This window comes from Solimonas fluminis, assembly GCF_002930645.1.
GTDB lineage: Bacteria > Pseudomonadota > Gammaproteobacteria > Nevskiales > Nevskiaceae > Solimonas_A > Solimonas_A fluminis.
In genome coordinates this window covers 20,809-43,799 of sequence record NZ_PSNW01000001.1, presented here as the reverse complement: position 1 = coordinate 43,799, position 22,991 = coordinate 20,809, and the positions used below count along the sequence as shown (strand labels likewise).

At 68.0% G+C, this 22,991-nt stretch carries 20 protein-coding genes; 9 read left to right on the top strand and 11 right to left on the bottom strand.

Annotated elements, in window-relative coordinates:
* The first annotated feature begins 11 nt into the window (after positions 1 to 11).
* The 6 genes from C3942_RS00145 (at position 12) to cysS (ending at position 7,779) form a co-directional block, all read left to right on the top strand.
* Positions 12 to 911 (top strand): cation diffusion facilitator family transporter, encoded by a 900-nt coding sequence (locus tag C3942_RS00145; RefSeq protein ID WP_104228314.1) that lies wholly within the window; start codon positions 12 to 14, stop codon positions 909 to 911.
* A 117-nt stretch (positions 912 to 1,028) separates the two neighbouring features.
* The gene (locus C3942_RS00140; RefSeq protein ID WP_104228313.1) at positions 1,029 to 2,474 is read left to right on the top strand and encodes a WS/DGAT/MGAT family O-acyltransferase; all 1,446 of its coding nucleotides are present in this window, start codon (positions 1,029 to 1,031) and stop codon (positions 2,472 to 2,474) included.
* 23 nt (positions 2,475 to 2,497) lie between these two features.
* A complete protein-coding gene (locus tag C3942_RS00135) occupies positions 2,498 to 3,418 on the top strand; it encodes a helix-turn-helix transcriptional regulator (protein WP_165797255.1) in 921 nt (306 codons plus the stop codon).
* Between the two features lie 81 nt (positions 3,419 to 3,499).
* Positions 3,500 to 5,002 (top strand): hypothetical protein, encoded by a 1,503-nt coding sequence (locus tag C3942_RS00130; RefSeq protein WP_104228311.1) that lies wholly within the window; start codon positions 3,500 to 3,502, stop codon positions 5,000 to 5,002.
* The gene (locus C3942_RS00125; RefSeq protein WP_207765922.1) at positions 4,999 to 6,084 is read left to right on the top strand and encodes an aminopeptidase; all 1,086 of its coding nucleotides are present in this window, start codon (positions 4,999 to 5,001) and stop codon (positions 6,082 to 6,084) included. The genes C3942_RS00130 and C3942_RS00125 overlap by 4 nt, the downstream gene beginning before the upstream one ends.
* A 318-nt stretch (positions 6,085 to 6,402) precedes the next feature.
* Positions 6,403 to 7,779, top strand: a complete 1,377-nt coding sequence (gene cysS / locus C3942_RS00120) for a cysteine--tRNA ligase (RefSeq protein ID WP_104228310.1) — start codon at positions 6,403 to 6,405, stop codon at positions 7,777 to 7,779.
* Positions 7,780 to 7,840: 61 nt separating this feature from the next.
* Here the strand turns inward: cysS and C3942_RS00115 are convergent, their stop codons facing one another.
* From C3942_RS00115 to C3942_RS00065, 11 genes are all read right to left on the bottom strand, one after another.
* Entirely contained in the window at positions 7,841 to 8,251 is a 411-nt protein-coding gene (locus C3942_RS00115) for a heavy metal-responsive transcriptional regulator (protein WP_104228309.1), read from the bottom strand.
* A gap of 105 nt (positions 8,252 to 8,356) precedes the next feature.
* Complete coding sequence (gene ureG, locus C3942_RS00110; protein WP_207765921.1) at positions 8,357 to 8,989, bottom strand: urease accessory protein UreG; 633 nt, start codon at positions 8,987 to 8,989, stop codon at positions 8,357 to 8,359.
* Positions 8,990 to 8,991: 2 nt separating this feature from the next.
* Entirely contained in the window at positions 8,992 to 9,636 is a 645-nt protein-coding gene (locus tag C3942_RS00105; RefSeq protein WP_104228307.1) for an urease accessory protein UreF, read from the bottom strand.
* A gap of 59 nt (positions 9,637 to 9,695) precedes the next feature.
* On the bottom strand, positions 9,696 to 10,253 hold the full coding sequence (gene ureE, locus C3942_RS00100) for an urease accessory protein UreE (RefSeq protein WP_104228306.1): 558 nt from the start codon (positions 10,251 to 10,253) through the stop codon (positions 9,696 to 9,698).
* A gap of 4 nt (positions 10,254 to 10,257) precedes the next feature.
* Positions 10,258 to 11,964 (bottom strand): urease subunit alpha, encoded by a 1,707-nt coding sequence (gene ureC, locus C3942_RS00095; protein ID WP_104228305.1) that lies wholly within the window; start codon positions 11,962 to 11,964, stop codon positions 10,258 to 10,260.
* A 2-nt stretch (positions 11,965 to 11,966) separates the two neighbouring features.
* On the bottom strand, positions 11,967 to 12,287 hold the full coding sequence (locus tag C3942_RS00090; RefSeq protein WP_104228304.1) for an urease subunit beta: 321 nt from the start codon (positions 12,285 to 12,287) through the stop codon (positions 11,967 to 11,969).
* Positions 12,288 to 12,296: 9 nt separating this feature from the next.
* Positions 12,297 to 12,599, bottom strand: coding sequence for an urease subunit gamma (locus C3942_RS00085; RefSeq protein WP_104228303.1), 303 nt, complete (start codon positions 12,597 to 12,599; stop codon positions 12,297 to 12,299).
* Positions 12,599 to 13,474: an urease accessory protein UreD gene (locus C3942_RS00080; RefSeq protein ID WP_104228302.1), complete on the bottom strand. Its 876-nt coding sequence runs from the start codon at positions 13,472 to 13,474 to the stop codon at positions 12,599 to 12,601. The genes C3942_RS00085 and C3942_RS00080 overlap by 1 nt, the downstream gene beginning before the upstream one ends.
* A gap of 17 nt (positions 13,475 to 13,491) precedes the next feature.
* On the bottom strand, positions 13,492 to 14,103 hold the full coding sequence (locus C3942_RS00075) for a HupE/UreJ family protein (RefSeq protein ID WP_207765919.1): 612 nt from the start codon (positions 14,101 to 14,103) through the stop codon (positions 13,492 to 13,494).
* Between the two features lie 19 nt (positions 14,104 to 14,122).
* The gene (locus tag C3942_RS00070) at positions 14,123 to 15,040 is read right to left on the bottom strand and encodes a response regulator transcription factor (RefSeq protein ID WP_104228300.1); all 918 of its coding nucleotides are present in this window, start codon (positions 15,038 to 15,040) and stop codon (positions 14,123 to 14,125) included.
* The gene (locus C3942_RS00065) at positions 15,033 to 18,446 is read right to left on the bottom strand and encodes a hybrid sensor histidine kinase/response regulator (protein WP_243393476.1); all 3,414 of its coding nucleotides are present in this window, start codon (positions 18,444 to 18,446) and stop codon (positions 15,033 to 15,035) included. The genes C3942_RS00070 and C3942_RS00065 overlap by 8 nt, the downstream gene beginning before the upstream one ends.
* Positions 18,447 to 18,851: 405 nt before the next feature.
* Here C3942_RS00065 and C3942_RS00060 point away from each other — a divergent pair, with 405 nt between their 5' ends.
* From C3942_RS00060 to urtB, 3 genes are all read left to right on the top strand, one after another.
* On the top strand, positions 18,852 to 19,874 hold the full coding sequence (locus tag C3942_RS00060; protein WP_207765918.1) for an outer membrane beta-barrel protein: 1,023 nt from the start codon (positions 18,852 to 18,854) through the stop codon (positions 19,872 to 19,874).
* Between the two features lie 83 nt (positions 19,875 to 19,957).
* A complete protein-coding gene (urtA, locus tag C3942_RS00055; RefSeq protein WP_104228297.1) occupies positions 19,958 to 21,229 on the top strand; it encodes an urea ABC transporter substrate-binding protein in 1,272 nt (423 codons plus the stop codon).
* A 148-nt stretch (positions 21,230 to 21,377) separates the two neighbouring features.
* Positions 21,378 to 22,952: an urea ABC transporter permease subunit UrtB gene (gene urtB, locus C3942_RS00050; RefSeq protein ID WP_104228296.1), complete on the top strand. Its 1,575-nt coding sequence runs from the start codon at positions 21,378 to 21,380 to the stop codon at positions 22,950 to 22,952.
* Positions 22,953 to 22,991: the final 39 nt, after the last annotated feature.

The following is a 22,991-nucleotide window of genomic DNA, read 5'->3' as shown; positions in this document are numbered from 1 at the left end:
GGAAGGGCGGGATGCGTCCTGACCTGACGCGCTACGCCTGGCTGTCGCTGGCGGCGGCCTTCGCCACCCTGCTGCTCAAGCTGCTGGCCTGGAAGCTGACCGGCTCGGTCGGCCTGCTGTCCGACGCCCTGGAGTCCCTGGTGAACGTCGGCGGCGCCCTGATGGCGCTGTCGATGCTGCGCATCGCCGCGATGCCGCCCGACGACGGACATGCCTACGGCCACAGCAAGGCCGAGTATTTCTCCAGCGCCTTCGAGGGCCTGCTGATCGTGGTGGCGGCGGGCTCGATCCTCTGGGCGGCGCTGCCGCGCCTGCTGGATCCGCGGCCGCTGGAGGCGGCCGGCCTGGGCCTGGCGGTCTCCGTCGCCGCCTCGGCGATCAACCTGGCCGTGGCGCAGGTGCTGCTGCGCGCCGGCCAGCGCCACCGCTCGATCGCCCTGACGGCCGACGGCCACCACCTGATGACCGACGTCTGGACGTCGGCCGGCGTGGTGCTGGGCGTGCTGCTGGTGGCGCTGACCGGCTGGCACCGCCTGGATGCACTGCTGGCCATCGCCGTGGCGGTCAACGTGCTGTGGACCGGACGGGCGCTGATGCGCGAATCCGTCGCCGGGCTGATGGACGCGGCCCTGCCGGAGGAGGAACTGGCGCAGCTCCAGGCGGTGCTCGACGAATTCCGCGCCGAGGGCATCGGCTTCCACGCGCTGCGCACGCGGCGTTCGGCGGCGCGGCGCTTTGCCTCGATGCACGTGCTGGTTCCCGGCGACTGGAGCGTGCGGCGCGGCCATGCGCTGCTGGAGCGGCTGGAGCAGCGCATCGCCGAGCGGCTGGCGCCGATCACGGTGCTGACCCACCTGGAGCCGATCGAGGATGCGGTGTCCTACGGTGACGAGGGGCTGGACCGTCCTTGAGCCCCCCTGGAACAGGGGGCGGGCCGGGCACGAAAATCGGTTGGACCTGTCACAAGGGAGTGGTATATCTAGGCCGAATATCCACTCACCCCCTGGATAGCCGGAGGCAGGACGCCCATGCAGCAACTCAGCGGTCTCGATACGGTCTTTCTGAACCTCGAAACCAATGCCGTGCCGATGCACATCGGCAGCCTCGCGATCCTGGATCCGGCGACGGCCGGGCCGGACTTCGGCTTCGAGTCGGTGCGGCGCCTGATCGAGCGGCGCCTGCACCTGCTGCCGATGTTCCGCCGCCGCCTGATGACCACGCCGCTGGGCCTGGACCAACCCTACTGGATCGAGGACCCGGACTTCGACATCGAGATGCACGTGCGGCACCGGGCCCTGCCGCGGCCGGGTACGCTCAAGCAGCTCAACGACCTGGTCTGCGACGTGATGAGCATCCGCCTGGACCGCAGCATGCCGCTGTGGAAGGTCTATTACGTCGAGGGCCTGGAGGGGGGCAAGGTGGCGCTGGTCTCCAAGATCCACCATGCCTGCATCGACGGCGTCTCCGGCGCCGAGCTGTTCAGCACGCTGCTGGACGTCACGCCGCAGCCGCGCGACGTGCCGCCGCCGGAGGCCCCCTGGATTCCGGACGAGCTGCCGCCGCCGCTGAAGCTCAGCTACATCACCGCGAAGAATTTCCTGGCGCGGCCCGGCAAGGTCTACCAGCTGGCGCGGCGCACGATCCCGCTGGTGCTGGAGGTGCGGCGCGAGGCGATGGCGCGCAGGCAGGCCAGCCGCCGCGCCAACCTGGTGGATGCGGATACCAACCGCAAGCCTTCGGTGATGGCGCCGCGCATGCGCTTCAACACCACGATCACCGCGCGCCGTTCCTATGCCGCCGGCTCGCTGTCGCTGAAGGACATCAAGCTGGTGAAGAATGCCTTCGGGGTATCGCTGAACGACGTGGTGATGGGTATCTGCGCCGAGGCCTTGCGCAACTACCTGCTGGCCGGCAAGGAGCTGCCGGCCAAGCCCCTGATCGCGGCGGTGCCGATGTCGGTCCGCGCCGACGGTGAACGTGGCGGCAACCGGGTGACGATGCTGCGCGCTTCGCTGGCCACCGACATCGCCGATCCGGTGGAGCGCCTGCAGGCGCTCAGCGCCCGCATGGTGGGGGTGAAGCGGACCATGAAGGCCATCCCGGCCAGCCTGATGCTGGACTGGGCCCATACGCCACCGCCGGCGGTGATGGCGCAGGCTGCCCGGCTGTACGAGAATTTCAGCATCCAGGACCTGGTGAACCCGCCGTTCAACCTGCTGATCTCGAATGTGCCGGGGCCGCGGGTGCCCCTGTACCTGGATGGGGCCAAGGTGGAAGCCCACTATCCCATTTCGATCCCGTACCATGGACTGGCCTGTAACATTACGGTATTCAGCTACCAGGACAGACTGGACGTGGGCATCACGGCGCACCGGGGTACGGTTCCCGACGTCGAGGTGATCATGGAAGGCATGGCAGCAGCGCTGGCGCAACTCAAGCATCGCGCGCAACAGCAGCTGCGCAGGACAGGATGACGCGAGGGGGAGAGGCAGTGTCCGTGACGCTCAAGGAAATCGACCGGTTGATCCAGGTGCTGTACGGCACGGCGCTGGAGATGGACTGGCCCACGTTCCGGCGCGAGGCGCTGGCGCTGGTCTGCCGCGCCAGCGGCGCCCTTTCCGGACGCTGGCTGACCCGGTCGCGCGGCAGCGTCCACGGCGAGTTCAGCGAGTGGCCGGGCAGCGGCGGCGACGCGGAGACCCTGCTGCGGCTGGCGCCGCCCAACAACCAGCGCGAGCGCTGGGTGGAATCGCTGCCGCAGGAGGCCCCCGGCCAGGGTCCGCGCCAGGGGCTGGTCCTGAACTATTCCCACCGCAGCAGCCCGCTGCTCACCAGCCTGGTGCTGCTGGAGTTCCCCCAGGGGGCGGAGATCGAGCTGAAGGAGGAACTGCGCCGTGCCGTGGGCCACATGGTGGAGGCCAGCACGCTGTCGCTGCGCCAGATCGTGCAGCGTGACGAATGGCTGATGGCCCTCGGCCGGCCCTCGCGCGGCTCCGCTGCCCTGGTGGACGAGGACGGCACCGTGTATTCGGCCAGCGCGCGCTTCCGCGACCTGCTGGCCGGCGAGTTCGGCGAAGGCGACTTCCACGACCTGCCGTTCCGCCTGCCGCGCGCGGCACTGGAGGAACAGGGCATCTTCAACGTCGGCGCGCTGCACCTGCGCGTTTCCGCGCACGGCCGCCTGTTCCTGCTGCACGCCCGCCGGCCCTTGCCGCTGGATGGCCTGTCGCCGCGTGAGCAGGAGATCGCCCGCGCGCTGGCCGAGGGCAAGACCTTCAAGACCGTGGCGCGCCAGCTGGACATCGCCGTCAGCACGGTGGCGAACCATGCCTCGCGCATCTACCGCAAGCTGGGCATCTTCCGGCGCGAGGAACTGGTCAACCTGCTGCAGACCTCGAAGGTGGCCAAGGCGGCCTGAGCCGCGCTTCGGCGGTGCATCCGGTACAGTGCCGGGGTACCGATAACGATCGTGCCTCCAACAGAGAGGCCGGGGGAGAACATGCGGAACCACCTGCGTGGCCTGGCGGCCGCCGTCCTGTGCTGCGCGGCGCAAGCCGCCCAGGCGATCCCGGAAGGGCCGGAGTATCCCTCGGCGGCCTGGACCCAGCGCGAGCTGGCCAACTACGCCCGCACCCTGGAGGGCCCGGCCGAACAGGCCACCAACCCGGCCTTCCTGTTGAGACTGCAACTGCAGAGCGTGGTCAACGCCAACCAGTGGCTGCAGCGCGGACTGAAGGACCCGTCCTGGCTGAGTCCGCTGGCCGCCAACACGGCGGTGCTCCCGCTGTGCACCACCTGGGCCGAGCAATGCGCCGGCGACCCCTACCGCTATCCCGGCGTCGATCCCTTCTACGAGACCGAGGGCGAGGTCACGCCGGTGGTGTTCTACGACCGTGGCTGCGCGCGCATCTCCGGGCGCGTGTGGAAGCCGCGCGGCACCCTCGCGCGGCCGCTGCCCGGCGTGGTGATCGAGAACGGCTCGATCCAGGCGCCGGAGCCGCTGTACTGGTGGATGGCCCAGGCCCTGGTGCGCCAGGGCTACACCGTGCTGACCTTCGACCCGCGCGGCCAGGGCCGCTCGGATATGCAGACGCCGAGTGGCGGGCAGGGCGGCAACTTCAACTCCGCGGTGTTCTGGGAGGGCCTGGTCGACGCCATCGACTTCTTCCACTCCACGCCGGTGGCGCCGTATCCGCACAACCTCAGCTGCGCGGGCCGTTACCCCACCGAGGTGACGGCCTTCAACCCGGACCATGCGGTGCAGGACCGCGGCCGGTTGGGCCTTGCCGGCCATTCGCTGGGCGCTCGGGGCGTGTCGGTGGTGCAGTCCTACGGCGGCCCTGGCGCGGAGCCGTGGCCCGGCCTGCTGGATGCGCAGAACCCGGTGGACGTGATCGTGGCCTGGGACAGCCTGGCCAGCGGCGAGGGCATCGTGCCGCGCGTGCCGGCCATGGGACAGACCTCGGAATACAGCATCGCCGGCACGCCGTTGTTGAGCCCGCCGGATCCGGAGGCGCACAAGGCCGGCTATGAGCAGTGGGTGGCGGCGGGCCAGCCGGTGTTCCAGCTGACGATCCAGGGCAGCACGCATTTCGAGTGGAGCCTGATCCCGACCTTTCCGTCCAGTTCCTGGTGCCCGGATACCTCCAAGGGCCGCTGCGAGGGCGGCTGGGGTCGCCCGCTGGCGGAGCACTACTCGGTGGCCTGGCTGGACCGCTGGCTGAAGCAGCCGGGCGAGGCCGGGTATGCCGACGCCGACCTGCGCCTGCTGGCGGATGCGGACTGGCAGGAGCGCTACAGCTTCCACTACCGCTCGGCGCGCCATTACCCGACCCGCGCCGGACGCACGGCGTCCTGCGAGGACATCCGTGCCGGCTGCACGAATCCGTCGCTGGATGCCGATGGCGGCGGCGGTTCCTCCGGCGGTGCGCCCGGCGCCGGGCTGCTGGGCCTGCTGCTGGCGCTGGCGCTGCGCCGCCGCGCTATGCTGCGGGGGACGTGAACCCCCGCCGCCTTCCGAACCACCTCCTGCTGCTGTGCCTGCTGCTGCCGCTGGCCGGCTGCAGCACCCTGGGCTACTACTCCGGGCTGGCGCAGGGCCAGCGCGCGCTGCTGAAGGCGCGCGAGCCGATCGCCCGGATCGTGGGCGACGAGCAGAGAGACCCGGTGCTGCGCCAGCGCCTGTCGAAGGTGCAGCAGGCGCGCCGCTGGGCCGTGCAGCGGATGGGGCTGCCGGACAACCGCAGCTATACCACCTATGCGGATCTCGGCCGCCCCTACGTGGTCTGGAATGTATTCGCGGCGCCGGAGCTGTCGCTGGAACCGCTGCAGAACTGCTTCCTGCTGGTGGGCTGCATGGCCTACCGCGGATACCACCGGCAGGAGGAGGCGGAGCAGCATGCGCGGGAGCTGCAACGGCAGGGCTACGACGTGCACGTCGGCGGGGTGCCCGCCTATTCCACGCTCAACTGGTTTGCCGATCCGGTGCTGAACACGATGATGCGCTGGTCCGACGAGGTGCTGGTCGGCATGATCTTCCATGAACTGGCGCACCAGCTGATCTACGTGCGCAACGACACCGCCTTCAATGAATCCTACGCCGAGTTCGTGGAAGAGCAGGGGCTGCGGGAATACCTGGCCGAAGCCGGCGAACCGCGGCAGGACTGGCAGTTGTTCGACAGGCGGCGCCACCAGTTCGTGGACCTGGTGCTGGCGACGCGCTCGAGGCTCGCACAGGTGTATGGCGCAGATTTGTCGGATGACGACAAGCGAAGTGCCAAGAAGCGTCAATTCGATCAGCTGGCGGAAGACTACCGCCGGCTGCGCGACGGCCCCTGGGCGGGCTACGCCGGCTTCGACGGCTGGTTCACCGACGCCGAGCCGAACAATGCACGCCTGCTGCCCTTCGCGCTGTATGACGAATACAAACCGGCGTTCGCGGCCCTGTTCCGGCAGCAGGCGGGAAGCTGGGCGGCGTTCCACCAGGCGGTCCGGCAGCTTGCAGTCCTGCCGCAGGAGCAGCGTGCAAAGCGCCTTGAGGAGCTGGCCGTGATCGGTCGTGAGCAGACTAGCAATACCCCCTAGAGAGGGGTTTCGCGGCGGGGGCTGCGCAGGCACGCTTGTTGCGTTCAAGAAAGGGGGATTTCCTTCCTCCGCGGCGCGGCTTCTTGAGCTGGGCCTGCCGACCTTGCCCTTCCAAATACGCGAGTTGCCATCGTGGGTATTACCTATTTCGATCATGCCAGCGGACGGAACCGCGTCAAGCGTCGCTATGTCTGGGCTGCCTGGGGTTATGCGCTGGGAATCTGCACCGTCTTGCTCGTCAAGACGCTCTTGTAGGCCGGCAAGGCGACAGGGACGGGCCCGGAGGGTATCCTTCGCGGGTTTTTTGCCTGACCCGCCATGCACGTCCATAACACCTATACCGGCCGCAAAGAGCCCTTCCAGCCGCTGAACCCCGAGCGCGTGACGATGTACGTCTGCGGCCCGACGGTCTACAGCTATGCCCATATCGGCAACGCCCGCCCGGCGGTGGTGTTCGACGTGCTGGCGCGCGTGCTGCGGCGCCGCTACCCGGGCGTGCTGTATGCCCGCAACATCACGGACATCGACGACAAGATCAACAAGGCCGCCGCCGACCAGGGCGTCGAGATCGGCGTGATCACCTCGAAGTTCGCAGCCGCCTACCACGAGGATCTCGAGGCCATCGGCGTACTGCCGCCGGATTTCGAACCGCGCGTGACGGAGCATCTGCCGCAGATCATCGCGATGGTGCAGCGCCTGATCGACCATGGCCATGCCTACGAGGCGCAAGGCCATGTGCTGTTCCATACCCGCAGCTATGCCGACTACGGCAAGCTGTCCAAGCGCGACCCGGAGCAGTTGCTGGCCGGCGCCCGCGTCGAGGTGGCGCCTTACAAGAAGGATGCCGGCGACTTCGTGCTGTGGAAGCCGTCCACGCCGGAGCAGCCGGGCTGGGACTCGCCCTGGGGCCGTGGCCGGCCGGGCTGGCATATCGAATGCTCGGCCATGTCCGAGGCCCTGCTGGGCGACACGCTGGATATCCATGCCGGCGGGCATGACCTGATCTTCCCGCACCACGAGAACGAGATCGCCCAGTCCACCTGCGCGCATGGCGGCAAGACCTACGCGCGCTACTGGATGCACAACGGCTTTCTCACCGTGAACAGCGAGAAGATGGCCAAGTCGGTGGGCAACGTGCTGCTGGTGCGGCAGTTGCTGGAGCAGGCGCCCGGCGAGGCGATCCGCCTGGCGCTGCTGTCGGGCCACTACCGCCAGCCGCTGGACTGGAACGACGAGGTGATTGCCGAGGCGCGCAAGAAGCTGGACCGGCTCTACGGCACGCTGCGCGAGCTGGCGGACGTCGCCCCGGCGGCGGGTGAGGGCGCGCCGCAGGCTTTCGTCGAGGCGCTGGAAGACGATCTCAATACGCCGATGGCGCTGGCCGAGCTGTTCGCGCTGAGCCATGCCGCCAACAAGAGCGACGACGCTGCGGAGAAGGCGCGCATCAAGGCGCAGCTGGTCGAGGCCGGCAAGCTGATCGGCCTGCTGCAGCAGGATCCGGCAGCCTGGTTCGGCTGGGCGCCCAAGGGAGAAGGGCAGCTGACGCCAGAGGCGATCGAGGCCCGGCTGGCGCAGCGCGCCGAGGCCCGGCGCAACCGCGACTGGGCGGGCTCCGACCGCATCCGCGACGAACTCAAGGCCCGGGGCGTGCTGGTGGAAGACGGCAAGGACGGGCAGCGCTGGCGCTACGCCTGAAGCCCGGATGGAACCGAAAGGGCCCGCAATGCGGGCCCTTTTCCTTTGCCGCCGCCAGGTCCTACTTCGATTCCCCGGACAGGGCCGCGAGGATGGGGCAGTCCTGCGGCGTACCGTTGCCGGGGCAGGCCTGGACCAGCTGGCGCAGGCCGTCGCGCATGCGTTCCAGCTCGGCGATACGCTCTTCCACGTTCTTCAGCTTGGCTGCGGCGGTGGCCTTCACGGCGCTGACGCCGTTGCCGCTCCGGCTGCTCAGTTCCAGCAGTTCCTTAATTTCTTCAAGGCTGAAGCCGAGGTTCTTCGCGCGCCGTATGAACTGCAGGCGCTGCAGGGCGTCGGCGGGGTAGACGCGGTAGCCGGAGGCGCGGCGGGGCGGCTCGGGCAGCAGGCCCATGCGCTCGTAGTAGCGCACGGTGTCGATGCCGACGCCGGCCTGGCGGGCAAGGGGGCTGATGGTCAGCGAACGGTTCATGGAAGGCTCCTGCGGGGCATGGCCACATCCTAGACCCTTGACCAGGGTCCAGGGTCAAGCCTCGCTGGGAAGGGCGCAACGGTCCCCGGAGGCCGGCCCGGCCCCCTAGGCGGCAGCCAGCATGCCGCGTTTGACGATGAAGTCGATCACCGTCTGGACCCCATCGCCGGTCTTCAGGTTGGTCATCACGAACGGCAGCTTGCCGCGCATGCGCGCCGCGTCGTGGGCCATGACGTCGAGATTGGCGCCGACATACGGGGCGAGATCCGTCTTGTTGATCACCAGCAGGTCGGCCTTGGTGATGCCCGGGCCGCCCTTGCGCGGAATCTTCTCGCCGCCGGCGACGTCGATGACATAGATCGTCAGGTCCGACAGCTCCGGGCTGAAGGTCGCGGCGAGGTTGTCGCCGCCGGATTCGATGAAGATCAGCTCCAGGTCCGGAAAGCGCCGGCTCATGCGGTCGACGGCCTCGAGGTTGATCGAGGCGTCTTCGCGGATCGCCGTGTGGGGGCAACCGCCGGTCTCGACGCCCATGATGCGTTCCGGCACCAGTGCGCCGGCGGCCACCAGCAGGCGCTCGTCCTCCTTGGTGTAGATATCGTTGGTGACCACGGCAAGGCGGTGCAGGTCGCGCATGCGCTTGCACAGGACCTCGACCAGGGTGGTCTTGCCGGAGCCGACCGGGCCGCCGATGCCGACGCGCAGCGGGCCGCCGTGACCGGCGTTGTTCTTGTCCATCATCAACTCCTGAATAGTCTCGAGTACTGGGTTTCGTGCTGGCTGCTGAGCAGGCCCAGCATCGGTGCCTGCGTGGAAAGGTCTTCATCGCGGATCGCGAAGGCCCCTTCGACCACGCCGGAGATTCGTGGCCGCACGGCGAGCAGCAGCTTCTGCCCGGCGACCTGGCCCAGCGGCACGGCCTTGAGCGCGGACATGACCTGGTTCTCCAGCCAGCCGTAGAGGTAGCCATACAGGGCCAGCGGCGGCGATAGGCCCCAGAGCGCGCTGGCGCAGGCATGGGCGGCCGGGAAGCAGAGATCGCCGCCGGGGATGTCCGCGTTGCCCGTGGCCAGCAGCAGCTGGCGCAGGGAATAGCCCATCTGCAGGGTCTCGGCGCGCAACTCGCGCGTCTCGCGGCTGGCGATGAATTCGCCGTTCCAGGTGGAAAATCCGACGAGGTCCCGCGCGTCCCAGGCGGCCCTCAGGCGGCACCAGACCGGCGCCTCGTAGCGGCCGAGCACCAGCTTCAGCGAGTCGGCAATCCAGGCCTGCGCGGAGGCGGCGTCGGTGACGATGGCCTTGTCGATGGCCGATTCCAGCACCTGCGAGTAGCTGAAGGCGCCGACCGGCAGCGCCGGGCTGCTGAGCTGCAGCAGCGCGCCCATGGCATCCAGCCCCTCGGCAGCCGGTGCCACGATCTCCAGCCCGTGATGTGGCGGGCCGTTCACCGATGGAACTGCAGGCTTGCCATGTCGACCGCGGCCCGCGCATGGGCCTGCTGCGAGAGCAGTTCGCCGATGGAACCGGCGTGTTCATCATGGTCATGACGGTGGCCGCCGCCATAGGCACCGGCTTCGGGCTCGAAAGCGGTCAGGCATTCGCTGACCCGCATGCCGAGGCCATGCAGCATGTCGCGCAGCACCGGGTCGGGTTCCAGCAGCAGTTCCGCCGGCGCCAGGGCCAGCGGAACGTGCCGGTTGCCGAGGTGGTAGGCGGCACGCAGCAGGGCGAAGGCCGGATCAGCCGCGTCCGGCGGGGCGGTAACGCGATACAGCGGCTCCACGGCGGCACGCACGCGGATGACCTCGCCGGTCTCGGCTCGCAGCCCGTCGCCGCCGCGCAGCTGCGTGCCGCGCGGCAGGAACAGGCCGACCTCGGTGCCGTCCTCCAGCACCGCGCGCAGGCGGCTGCGCGCGCGCTCGGCGTAGCTCAGCACGATCTCGCGCAGCCCCGCCGCGTCCGGCGGCGGCAGGCGTTCGGTGATCTTCAGCAGGGCGCTCATGGGCTCAGAACAGGAAGTAGCGCTGCGCCATCGGCAGTTCGGTGGCCGGCTCGCAGTACAGCGACTGCCCGTCGGCGATCACCTCGTAGGTTTCCGGGTCGACGGAAATCTCCGGCTGCCAGCTGTTGTGGATCATGTCGGCCTTGGTCACCGTGCGGCAGCCCCGCACGGCCACCAGCGGCTTCTGAAGGCCATAGCGCTCGCCGATGCCGGCGGCCAGGGAGGCCTGCGAGACGAAGGTCAGGGAGTTGTGCAGCACGGCGCTGCCGTGGGCGCCGAACATCGGGCGGTAGTGCACCGGCTGCGGCGTGGGGATGGAGGCGTTGGGGTCGCCCATCGCCGCGCTGACGATCATGCCGCCCTTGATGATCAGGAAGGGCTTGACGCCGAAGAAGGCCGGCTTCCACAGCACCAGGTCCGCCCACTTGCCGGCTTCGACGGAGCCCACTTCATGGGCGATGCCATGCGTGAGGGCCGGATTGATCGTGTACTTGGCGACGTAGCGCTTGATGCGGGCATTGTCGTTGCGCGCGCTGTCGCCGGCCAGGGCGCCGCGCTGCAGCTTCATCTTGTGCGCGGTCTGCCAGGTGCGGATGACGACCTCGCCGACGCGGCCCATGGCCTGCGAGTCCGAGGAGATCATCGAGAAGGCGCCCAGGTCGTGCAGGATATCCTCGGCGGCGATGGTCTCCTTGCGGATGCGCGATTCGGCGAAGGCGACGTCCTCGGCAATCGACGCGTCGAGATGATGGCAGACCATCAGCATGTCGAGATGCTCGTCGAGCGTGTTGACGGTGTAGGGCCGCGTCGGGTTGGTGGACGAGGGCAGGACGTTGGGCAGGCCGCTGACCTTGATGATGTCCGGCGCGTGGCCGCCGCCCGCGCCCTCGGTATGGTAGGTGTGGATCGTGCGGCCGCGGAAGGCCTCGACCGTGGCTTCGACGAAGCCGGATTCGTTGAGCGTGTCGGTGTGGATCGCCACCTGGGTGTCGGTGGCATCGGCGACGCCCAGGCAACAGTCGATCGCTGCCGGCGTAGTGCCCCAGTCCTCGTGCAGCTTCAGGCCGATGACGCCGGCGGCGATCTGCTCCTGCAGGGGTTCCGGCAGGCTGGCGTTGCCCTTGCCCAGGAAGCCCAGGTTCATCGGGTAGGCCTCCGCCGCCTGCAGCATGCGCTCGATGTGCCAGGGGCCGGGGGTGACGGTGGTGGCGAAGGTGCCGGTGGCCGGGCCGGTACCGCCGCCGATCATCGTCGTGACGCCGGAGTTCAGGGCCTCGTCGATCTGCTGCGGACAGATGAAGTGGATATGGCTGTCGATGCCGCCGGCGGTCACGATCATGCCTTCGCCGGCAATGATCTCAGTGCCCGGGCCGATGACGATGTTGACGCCCGGCTGGATGTCGGGATTGCCGGCCTTGCCGATGCGCTGGATGCGCGCATGCTTGATGCCGATGTCGGCCTTGACGATGCCCCAGTGGTCGATGATCAGGGCGTTGGTGATGACGGTATCCATGCAGTCCGCGCTCAGGCGCTGCGACTGGCCCATGCCGTCGCGGATCACCTTGCCGCCGCCGAACTTGACCTCCTCGCCGTAGACGGTGAAGTCTTTCTCGACCTCGGCGATCAGGGCAGTATCGGCCAGGCGGATGCGGTCGCCGACCGTGGGGCCGAACATCTCGGCGTAGGCCTGGCGGGAAATCCTCAAAGCCATGATCAGTTGCTCCCCTGGTCGAGCGGCCCCGAAACCCGGGCATTGAATCCGTAGACGATGCGGTCGCCGCCCAGCGCGACCAGTTCCACCGTGCGCCCCTGGCCCGGTTCGAAGCGCACCGCCGTGCCGGCCGCGATATTGAGGCGGAAGCCGCGGGCAGCGCCGCGATCGAACTGCAGCGCGGCATTGGTTTCATGGAAGTGGTAGTGCGAGCCCACCTGCACGGGGCGGTCGCCGGTATTGGTCACGGTAAGACGGATGGTGGGCCGACCCGGGTTGAGGTCGATCTCCCCTTCGGCTGCCAGCAGTTCTCCGGGAATCATGTTCTTTCCTCAGACGATCGGATCATGGATGGTGACCAGCTTGGTGCCGTCCGGGAACGTGGCTTCGATCTGGATGTCCGGGATCATCTCGGCAACGCCGTCCATGACATCCTCCCGCTTCAGGAGCGTGCGCCCATGGCGCATCAGCTCGGCGACGCTGCGGCCGTCGCGGGCGCCTTCCATGATGTCGGCGGAGATCAGTGCCACCGCCTCCGGATAGTTCAGCTTGAGGCCGCGTGCGCGGCGGCGCTCGGCCAGCAGGGCGGCGGTGAAGATCAGGAGCTTGTCCTTCTCGCGCGGGCTCAGTTCCATCAGGTGCTCCAGATTCTTGGCAGTTGCGCGGCGATGCCGAGCAAAGGTGGCCGCAGCAGGGTCCAGATCCGGCTCAGGACTTCGCGCACCTGCTCGGCGCTGCTGCCCAGGACGCGGACCAGCAGGGGGCCATCGGGCAGGGCGGTGACGCCGAGGATCACGTCGGCCTCCCCGGAACTGCGGCACTGGTCGATCAGCGCCTCGTCCGGCGTGAAGCCGGTAGCCCAAAGCAGGCCGCTGACGTGGTGCCGGTTCCAGCCGACCACGGATTTCAGCAGTTCATCGTCGCCCTGGATGCGGCTGCGTTCCAGCCACAGCAGGCGGCCGTCGCGGCGAATCTCGATGTGCTGGGACCAGCGGCCGGCCATGAAGCGTTCGTTACGGGCCTGCCGTCCCAGCACGACAATGTCCCAGCCGCAGCAGCGCGCGTCCGCGGTGCAGTCGATGGTCAGCGTCTGCTCGGCCACCGCCTCGTCGAACACGATGGCTTCCTGCGGAAACCATTCCAGCGCCGCGCCCGCGGCGACCTTGAGCGCGACGTCCTGGCGCGCGACGTCGCCGCCGGACTTGTACCATTTGCCCGCGCCGGGGGTGGTCAGCAGCGCGTGGGCGTTCTCTTCCACGCTGAGCTCGACAGCCAGCTGGTCGCCGCCGGCGATGCCGCCCGGGGGATGCAGCAACAGCAGCTGCGCCAGCCGCTCGCCCTGCGGATACAGGACTTTCTGGATCCGCAGCGGGCCGGAATGCTCGCAGTCGCGCAAGCGGCTGCGTCCGGCCGGGGCATCCACCTGCATGCGGATGCTCGCGCGCCAGGAGCGGCGCTGCGCGTAGGGCCGTCCCATGATCACGACAGGTCTTGCGGCGATGCTCGACATGGCAGTTCCCGCAGCGCTCAGAGGCCCGCCAGCAGGCCGCAGCCGACCGCGGCCAGGCCGACGCCGCCGGCGCGCAGGGCCAGGGCGGCATCCCGCCTCATCGCCAGGCTGGCGAGGCCGATGCCGCACAGGTGCAGCAATGCGGTCGCCGACAGGAAGCCGGCAAACCAGGCCTGCATCGGCGCGTCGGCCGGCATCTCGGCACCGTGAGCCCAGCCGTGAACCAGGCCCATTGCCGGGACCAGGGTGATGCTGATGGCCAGGGGGAGCCCGCGGGCCGCCGCGAGCAGGGCGCCCAGCGCGATCAGCGAAGCGGCGATCAGGGATTCGACCACGCCGCTGCCTCCGAGGCGTTCACCCGCGATCGCCCCCAGGGCGACGGCCAGGATGAACAGGGCAGGGAGCAGGAGCAGCGGGCGGCGGTTTCCGCCAGCGGACAGGCCCTGCCCCTGACGGGCCCACAGGCCGACGGCCAGCATCGCCAGCAGGTGGTCCAGGCCCAGCCAGGGATGCAGGAAGCCGTCGCGCAGGGCGAAGCCCGTGTGGCCGGGGTGCGCCTCCGCCATCATCGGCATGAACAGCACCGCGACCAGGGCGATCCGCCTCAGCGTGGGATGGATGGGTTTCACGGGTGTTGGCTCCATGGGTTCATTGATTGAGGATGCGGACGGCGCGGGCCGCGGCGGCCGCGCGGTTCTCGACGCCCAGCTTTTCGAAGACCTGCTCGAGATGCTTGTTCACCGTGCGGTGGCTGATGCCGAGGATCTCGCTGATCTCGCGGTTGGCCTTGCCGCGGCTGATCCACACCAGCACATCGGCCTCGCGGGCCGTCAGCGACAGTGCGTCCTGCAGGGTGCGCTCTTCCCGCCCGGGGCTGACGTCGGCGAGCCGGAACAGGAACTCGGAGGGGCTGGTCGTGCCGATATAGGAGAACTCCAGCCGGCGGCCGTCGAACTCGATGAAGGCGCTGTCCTGCTGTTCGGCTCCCTGTTGGCGCAGCTGGCGCAGGCGCTCGGCGACTGCCGGCGGCAGGCCATGGTCGTCGGCGCCGGCGAACAGCTCCGACAGCAGCTGCGCCGCGCGCGGGGTGCACCATTGAAGCTCTCCGGCCTGGTCGGTGGACAGCAGGTAACGGCCGGTGGCGTCGAGGGCGGCGCGGGTGCCGTGGGCACGCCGCGCATTGGCCAGGTGCACACGGATGCGGGCGAGCAGTTCGTCGACGACGATCGGCTTGGTGACGTAGTCGACGCCGCCGACCTCCAGGCCCTTGACGACGTGCCAGCTCTCGGAGAGTCCGGTCATGAAGATCACCGGCACATGGGACAGTTGCTTGTCCTGCTTGAGGCGGCGGCAGGTTTCGAAGCCGTCCAGGCCGGGCATCACCGCGTCCATCAGGATCAGGTCCGGGGTGATCTGGTCGACCAGCGCCAGGGCACTGGTGCCGTCGGTGGCCACCAGCACGGTGACTCCGGCCTGGTCGAGCGTATCCGTCAGGAAGCTCAGGTTGCCCGGCGTGTCGTCGACCACCAGGACGATGTCGCGCCGCTTCTCGCCCGTGTCATGCATCGCTGCCGGCCTCTTCGCGCACGCTGTCGAGCAGCTGGGTGTAGCCCTTCATGTCGAATCCGGCGACCAGGCTCAGCAGGCGCTGGGCGAAGGCGTCGCTCTCCGGCACCTGGGACTGCATTTCCTTGAGCTTGGCCTCGATGCCGCGCACATGGCCGATGCGGCCGAGGCGCACCAGCTCGTCGATGAACGGGCGCGCCGATAGCGGCGGGCGCTCGCTGGCGTTCAACGCGGGCGGCGGCTCGCTGGCCGGTTCCTCGCCTTCGTAGATCCAGCGCAGTCCCAGCAGGCTGCCGAGCCGTTCGAGCAGGGTGTCCACGTCGATCGGCTTGACCAGGAAGGCGTCGTGCACGGCATTGCCGTCGCCGCCGGGACTGTAGTCGTGGGCGTTGGCCGACACCATCATGATCTTCGGCTGCGGGGCCTCGAGGGCCCTCAGGGTTTCGGCGACTTCCCAGCCGCTCATGCCGGGCATCGCGATATCGAGCATGACCAGATGCGGGTTGCATTCGCTGGCCAGCTCCAGTCCGCCCAGGCCATCGCTGGCGGCGAAGAGGTTGATGCCGAGCGGGCGCAGGACGCCCTCCATCAGGCCGCGGTGCGCCGGATCGTCGTCCGCCATCAGCACGGTCACGCGCGGGCCGAGATAGCCGACGATGCGGCGCCGCTCCGTGCTCACGCTGCCGGCCGAGGCCTCCGACAGGTACAGGCGGACCGAGAACAGGCTGCCTTGCCCGGGCGTGCTGCGCACGGCGATCTCGCCGCCCATGATCTGCACGAGGACCTTGGTGATGGTCAGCCCGAGCCCGACGCCGGGCACGCCCTGGATGCCGGGCATGCCGCCGCGCTCGAAGGGCTTGAAGATGCTCTCGAGGTCCTCGGGGCGGATGCCGATGCCGCTGTCGCTGACCTCGAACTCGGCGACCTGGCTGGACGGATAGCGGACCGCCAGGCCCACGTGGCCGTCGCGGGTGTACTTGATCGCGTTCGACAGCAGGTTGATCAGGATCTGGCGCAGGCGCTTCTGGTCGGTGTTGACCGCGGCCGGCAGCAGCTCCGGCCGCGCGTAGCGGAACTCGATGCCTTTGGCCGAGGCCTGCATGCGGAACATGTCGGCCATCTGGTCGAGGAATTCGGCAAAAGGCACCTTGTCGCGGCTCAGGCGCAGGATGCCGCTCTCGATCTTGGAGATGTCGAGCAGGCCGTCGACCAGGTTCGACAGGTGGCCGGCGCTGCGCCGGATGACCTGGATGGCGTTCTCGGGCCTGGCGGTGCCGCGCTCCAGCAGCTGCGCATAGCCGAGGATCGCGTTGAGCGGCGAGCGGATCTCGTGGCTCATGCCGACGATGTAGCGGCTCTTGGCCTCGTTGGCGCTTTCGGCGAGCTCCTTGGCCTTCTGCAGTGCGGCGTCGGTCTTCTCGTGCGCCTCGATTTCGTCCATCAGCATCGCGGTCTGGTGCCGGGTTTCCTGCTCGGCGGCCTGGCGGCTGTGCTGGGCCAGCACCAGCAGCCAGGCCGAGATGCCGGTGACCACCAGCAGGGCGAAGAACACGATCATCAGCGCGTGGCCGACGACTTCCGCGTCCCCGGGCGAGGCGGCGACGTACTGCAGGTAGATGAAGCCGAGCAGCGAGACGATGACCAGGTTGAACAGCAGGAAGGTGCCGACGAACTGGCCGGTGCCGCTGTATTCCCCGCTGAGCCAGCGTTGTGGCAGGAACCGCGACAGCAGCTGGGTGACCTGCTCGTTGAAGCGGCTGTTGGTCTTGCAGACGTCGTGGCAGCGCGCGTCCAGGGTGCAGCAGAGCGAGCAGATGGGGCCGTTGTAGGCGGGGCACAGGGCCATGTCGCTGCGCTCGAAGCTGTTCTCGCAGATGGAGCAGAACTGCTCGGCACGGGTCGACAGGCCGTCGGCGTTGCGCGCGATGTAGTAGCGGCCCTGGGTCAGCCAGGCGATGAGCGGGGCCATCGCGAAGGCGACGGCCAGACCCACGAAGGGGGACAGGGCCTGGGCCATGGGGCCCAGCGTGCCGATGAAGGCGGCCGTGGAGACGATGATCGACGCGGCCATCGCGCCGACGCCGACCGGGTTGATGTCGTACAGGTGAGCGCGCTTGAACTCGATGCTGGCGGGGCTGAGGCCCAGGCGCTTGTTGATGACCAGATCGGCGGTCAGGGCGCCGATCCAGGCCACGGCGAAGTTGGCGTACAGCACCAGCACGGTTTCGATGACGTGCAGGATGCCGACCTGCATCAGCAGCAGCGCGAGCAGGACGTTGAACACCAGCCAGACCACGCGGCCCGGGTGGGCGTGGGTGAGGCGCGAGAAGAAGTTGGACCAGGCGATGGAGCCGGCGTAGGCATTCGTGACGTTGATCTTGAGCTGGCAGGTGATGACGAATACGCCGGTCAGTACCAGGGCGACGAGGGGCGAACCCAGCATCTCCCGGAAGACGACGAAGAACATCTCCGCCGGTTCCGCCGCGCTGGCCTCGCTGAGCCCGTGATTCAGCGCGAAATAGGCCAGGAAGGAGCCGGCCATCAGCTTGATGCCGCCCATGAAGACCCAGCCCGGCCCGGTGGTCAGCAATGCGGTCCACCAGCGCCAGCGGCCGATCTTGCGGCTATCCGGCAGGAAGCGCAGGTAGTCCGCCTGCTCGCCGATCTGCGGCAGCAGCGACAGCAGGGTGGAGGCGCAGATCGCGAAATGCATGGGGTCCAGGCTGCCGTCCGCGGCGCCCTGGCGGCCGGGGAAGTGCGTCCACCCGGCCATCTCCCGCCCGCCGGACATCAGCAGGAACACGAAGGGCGCGAACTGCAGGATCAGCCAGACCGGCTGCGTCGCCAGTTGCACGCGGCTGATCATGCGGATGCCGTAGATGGCGATGGGGATGACCAGCAGCGCGCTGATGATGTGGCCCAGCCACAGGGGAATGCGGAACAGCAGGTGCAGGGCGCCGGACATGATGCTGGCCTCGATCGCCAGCAGCAGGAAGGTGAACGAGGCGTAGATCAGCGAGGTGATCGTGGAGCCCATGTAGCCGAAACCGGCGCCGCGGGTCAGCAGGTCGATGTCCAGGCCGAAGCGCGCGGCATAGCGGGCGATCGGCAGGCCGATGAAGAACATCAGTGCACAGACCAGGGCGATGGCCGTGGCGGCATTGGCGAAGCCGTAAGCCAGCGTCAGGGTCGCGCCGATGGCCTCGCAGGCCAGGAAGGAGATGGCGCCGAACGCGGTATTGGCCACCCGGAACGAGGAGTACTTGCGTGCCTTTTCGGCGGTATAGCGCAGCGCGTAGTCCTCCAGGGTCTGGCTGCCTACCCATTTGTTGTACCGCCGCCGCTCGCGAACGATGAGCTGGCGGCTGCGCGCGGGTGCCGCCTGGGGCTGCAACGATACCGTCACGGCAGGGCCCCGCAGCCCGCCGCGGCATCGCCGCCTGTTCTCGAATCCGTCTGTGCCATCTCTCTAGGTTCTGGTTGACCTCTCCACGCACGGCCAGATGATGCCGGGGCGCCTGGGCTTTGCATCTACGTCAAATACCCCACCCCCTTACGCCAATTACCCCATACCGGTGTCCCGACCCGCCGCCTAGCCTGTTCTGGCGAAGGGAGCGGTGCCGCCTGAAGGGGCGCGGGGTCGGCGAAGCAAGAAGGATGCCGCCATCCCCGATCCAGGCCTGCCCCCTGCCTCCGACCACGCGTCCGGCCGCAGCGAACCCGTTGGGAGGGCCGCTTCGGCCGGCCGGGGAAGGCAAGGATTTTCTCGGGCCCAGGCCCATTGACGGATGTACACACAGGGAGATGGAACGTGAGTAAGAAGGAAATGGGAGCGCGGCGCATGAACAGGGTCGGCAAGGCAACGCGCTGGGCGTCGGCGCTGATGGCCGTGGGCGCGGCGGGTGCCATGCCGGTCGCACAGGCCGACATCGAGCTTGGCAACGGCCTCAGCGTCACCGGCTTTCTCGACATGTCGTATTCATCGGTCAACCCCGACAGCGGATCCAGCACGGAGAGCGTCGGCATCGACCAGTTCGAGATGGACTTCAAGTACGCCGGTTCGGGCGGTGTTTCCGCCCAGGTCGATATCGAGTACGGCGAGGGCTTCGACGGCAGCGACGACGAGACCTTCGTCGAGCAGGCCTTTATCACCAAGGCGTTCACCGAGAAGTTCAGCGTGAAAGCGGGCCGCTTTCTGAGCTACAGCGGCTGGGAAACCGAGGAGCCCACCGGCCTGTTCCAGTACAGCGGCACCGGCTACGCCAAGTACTTCTACGGCTACTACCAGAATGGCGTGTCGGCCTACTACAACGGCGGCAAGTTCGCCGTCATGGGGTCCGCCGTCACCAGCGCCTTCAATCCGAACGACCGGAACAACGTCGAGGGCGTCGACGACAAGAAGGGATACGAATTCGGCCTGGCCGTGATGCCCATCGAAGGGCTGACCGCGAAGGCGTTCTACATCGCGGACAACGACACCGACACGGACATCATCAACGTCTGGGTTTCCTACGCGGTCGCCGGGTTCACCTTCGCGGGCGAATACAACACGGTCGAGTACGGCGATTCCAGCGCGGTCGTCGACGGCGACGGCGATGGCTACCTGCTGATGGCCAACTACGCCAAGGGCCCCTACGGCATCACGCTCCGCTATCACGACTTCGAGATTCAGGACGCCGGCGGTGCCACCGTCGACGACGGCAGCGCCATCACCCTGTCGCCCAGCTACAAGGTCGCCGACAACCTGCTGCTGGTGGGCGAATACCGCATGGACGAATCCGACACCAACGGCGATTCGGACTCGTTCGCGATCGAAGCCCTGTTCACGTTCTGATCCGACGCCATCGGCGTCATGAGACTGCGCCATCCGTCAGCGGCTGGCGCAGTCATCCACACCTTAGCAACGGAGTCTCTGTAATGAAACTCAAAACCATTCTGGCGGCCGTGGCGCTCGGCGCAGCGAGCTTCGCGGTCCAGGCCGCCGACACCATCAAGGTCGGCGTGCTGCACTCGCTGTCCGGCACCATGGCGATCTCCGAGACCACGCTGAAGGACACCGTCCTGATGCTGATCGACGAGCAGAACAAGAAGGGCGGCGTCATGGGCAAGAAGCTGGAAGCCGTGGTCGTGGACCCGGCCTCCAACTGGCCCCTGTTCGCCGAGAAGGCCGAGCAGCTGCTGGTCAAGGACAAGGTCGACGTGGTGTTCGGCTGCTGGACCTCGGTCTCGCGCAAGTCCGTGCTGCCGGTGTTCGAGAAGAACAACGGCCTGCTGTTCTACCCGGTGCAGTACGAGGGCGAGGAATCGTCCAAGAACGTGTTCTACACCGGCGCCTCGCCCAACCAGCAGGCGATCCCGGCGGTGGATTACCTGATGAAGGACATTGGCGTGAAGCGCTGGGTCCTGGCCGGCACCGACTACGTCTATCCGCGCACCACCAACAAGATCCTCGAGGCCTACCTCAAGAGCAAGGGCGTGAAGCAGGAAGACATCATGATCAACTACACGCCTTTCGGTCACTCCGACTGGCAGTCGATCGTGGCGGACATCAAGAAGTTCGGTTCGGCGGGCAAGAAGACGGCGGTGGTCTCCACCATCAACGGCGACGCCAACGTGCCGTTCTACAAGGAGCTGGGCAACCAGAAGATCTCGGCGGAGGACATCCCGGTCGTGGCCTTCTCGGTGGGCGAGGAGGAACTGGCGGGCCTCGACACCAAGCCCCTGGTCGGCCACCTCGCGGCCTGGAACTACTTCCAGAGCATCAACACCAAGGCCAACAAGGCCGAGATCGCCACCTGGCAGAAGTTCATCAAGAAGCCGGACCGCACCTTCAACGATCCGATGGAGGCGACCGTGATCGGCTTCAAGCTCTGGGTCAAGGCGGTGGAGAAGGCCCAGACCACCGACGTGTCCAAGGTCAGCGACGCCATCATCGGCCTGGAAGTGCCGAACCTGACCGGCGGCACCGCCAAGATGCTGCCGAACCATCACCTGACCAAGCCGGTGTACATCGGCGAGATCCGCGAGGACGGCCAGTTCGACATCGTCTGGCAGACCAAGGGTGAGGTCGCGGGCGACGCCTGGTCCGACTACCTCCCGGGCAGCAAGGACGTGGAAGCCGACTGGGTCAAGCTCAAGTGCGGCAACTACAACACCAAGACCAAGAAGTGCTCGGGCCAGAACTACTGAGCCCTGACGCGGAAAGCCGGCTCCCGATCCCGGGAGCCGGCTTTCCCGGCCCGCTTATTGCGTGAAAACGAATATGCATCTCCGAAGGAATCAGCAGCGGCGGTACAGGAGCTGGCTCGCACTTCTGTGCCGACCGCTGCTGCTTTTTATGTTCTGCCTGCAGGCCGGTGCCGCGATGGCGCAGGCTGCCGCCGGCCATGAATTCGATACGGCCGTGGCGGCTTTGCCCACGGCCTCCTACCTGGAGAAGGAGGAACTGGCCGGCAGGATCGCGCGCAGCGCCCATCCCCAGGCCCTGACCCTGTTGCGGGGCTGGCTCGACGGCAAGCTTCATGCCGATGCCGCCGGGCATGCCTACCTTGAAGGCGAGGGCGGCTATACCGACGCCCTCAGCGGCGCGGCGGCGACGCCGGCCTCGCCCGACGAATTGGAGAAGATCGGGACCAATAACCGCCTGCGCAAGGCGCTGAAGGGCTTGCTGGCGCAGTTCGGCCTGGCCAGCGCGGAACCGGGCATGCGCATCGAGGCGGTGCGCGAGATGCGCCGTGAACTGGACGAGTCCGCGGTGGCGGCGTTGCAGGCGCGCCTGCCGCAGGAGACCGACGCCGCGGTGAAGCATGAGATCGAACTGGCCCTGGCGCTCGCCGGGCTGGCTTCGGAGGAACCGGCGCAGCGGCTGGCCGCCATCGCGAGCCTGGACGGCGACCGCAGCACCGAGGTCTACAACCGGCTGTCGCGGATGGCTAGCGGCGACGAGGCCGATGCCGACGCGGCGGTGCGCAATGCCGCCGGGGCGGCGGTGCGCAGCATCGACTCCTGGCGCAGCTTCTACCAAGGCGTCGAGACCCTGTTCTTCGGCCTGAGCCTCGGCTCGGTGCTGGTGCTGGCGGCGATCGGCCTGGCCATCACCTTCGGCGTGATGGGCGTGATCAACATGGCGCATGGCGAGCTGATCATGCTCGGTGCCTACACCGCTTATGTGATGCAGCTGCTCATGCCGCAGAACACCGGCCTGGCGCTGCTGCTGTCGATCCCCGCCGCCTTCCTGGTGTCCGGAGCCTTCGGCGTCGCCATCGAGCGCGTCATCGTGCGGCACCTCTACGGCCGGCCGCTCGAGACGCTGCTGGCCACCTTTGGCCTTTCCCTGGTGCTGCAGCAGCTGGTGCGGTCGATTTTCTCCGCCAACAACCGCCCGGTCGCGATCCCCGAGTTCATGAGCGGCGTCTGGCAGATCAACGACGTGTTCTCGATCACCTACAACCGTCTCTACATCCTGATCTTTGCCCTCATGGTCTTTGCGCTGCTGCTGGGCGTTCTCAAGCGCACCTCGCTGGGCCTGAAGGTACGCGCCGTGTCGCAGAACCGCGGCATGGCCAAGGCCATGGGTGTACGCACTGACTGGGTCGACGCCGCCACCTTCGGCCTCGGCGCCGGCATCGCCGGCATCGCCGGCGTGGCGCTGTCGCAACTGACCAACGTCGGCCCCAACCTCGGCCAGGCCTACATCATCGATTCCTTCATGGTCGTGGTGTTCGGCGGCGTGGGTAACCTCTGGGGCACGCTGATCGGCGGCATGGCGCTGGGTGTGGTCAACAAGCTGCTGGAGCCTTATGCCGGTGCCGTGCTGGCCAAGATCCTCGTGCTCGTGGCCCTGATCCTGTTCATCCAGCGCAAGCCCCGCGGACTGTTCCCGCAGAAGGGCCGTGCTGCGGAGGGTCATTGATGAGCACCGCTGCCGAACCCGCCGCCCCGCGCCCGGCTT

Bases quoted from the DNA above. Each gene is read 5' to 3' on its own strand.
- C3942_RS00145 (WP_104228314.1), top strand. From the start codon at position 12: ATGCGTCCTGACCTGACGCGCTACGCCTGGCTGTCGCTGGCGGCGGCC.
- C3942_RS00140 (WP_104228313.1), top strand. From the start codon at position 1,029: ATGCAGCAACTCAGCGGTCTCGATACGGTCTTTCTGAACCTCGAAACC.
- C3942_RS00130 (WP_104228311.1), top strand. From the start codon at position 3,500: ATGCGGAACCACCTGCGTGGCCTGGCGGCCGCCGTCCTGTGCTGCGCG.
- cysS (WP_104228310.1), top strand. From the start codon at position 6,403: ATGCACGTCCATAACACCTATACCGGCCGCAAAGAGCCCTTCCAGCCG.
- C3942_RS00115 (WP_104228309.1), bottom strand. From the start codon at position 8,251: ATGAACCGTTCGCTGACCATCAGCCCCCTTGCCCGCCAGGCCGGCGTC.
- ureG (WP_207765921.1), bottom strand. From the start codon at position 8,989: ATGGACAAGAACAACGCCGGTCACGGCGGCCCGCTGCGCGTCGGCATC.
- C3942_RS00105 (WP_104228307.1), bottom strand. From the start codon at position 9,636: ATGGGCGCGCTGCTGCAGCTCAGCAGCCCGGCGCTGCCGGTCGGCGCC.
- ureE (WP_104228306.1), bottom strand. From the start codon at position 10,253: ATGAGCGCCCTGCTGAAGATCACCGAACGCCTGCCGCCGCCGGACGCG.
- ureC (WP_104228305.1), bottom strand. From the start codon at position 11,964: ATGGCTTTGAGGATTTCCCGCCAGGCCTACGCCGAGATGTTCGGCCCC.
- C3942_RS00090 (WP_104228304.1), bottom strand. From the start codon at position 12,287: ATGATTCCCGGAGAACTGCTGGCAGCCGAAGGGGAGATCGACCTCAAC.
- C3942_RS00085 (WP_104228303.1), bottom strand. From the start codon at position 12,599: ATGGAACTGAGCCCGCGCGAGAAGGACAAGCTCCTGATCTTCACCGCC.
- C3942_RS00080 (WP_104228302.1), bottom strand. From the start codon at position 13,474: ATGTCGAGCATCGCCGCAAGACCTGTCGTGATCATGGGACGGCCCTAC.
- C3942_RS00070 (WP_104228300.1), bottom strand. From the start codon at position 15,040: ATGCATGACACGGGCGAGAAGCGGCGCGACATCGTCCTGGTGGTCGAC.
- urtA (WP_104228297.1), top strand. From the start codon at position 19,958: ATGAAACTCAAAACCATTCTGGCGGCCGTGGCGCTCGGCGCAGCGAGC.
- urtB (WP_104228296.1), top strand. From the start codon at position 21,378: ATGTTCTGCCTGCAGGCCGGTGCCGCGATGGCGCAGGCTGCCGCCGGC.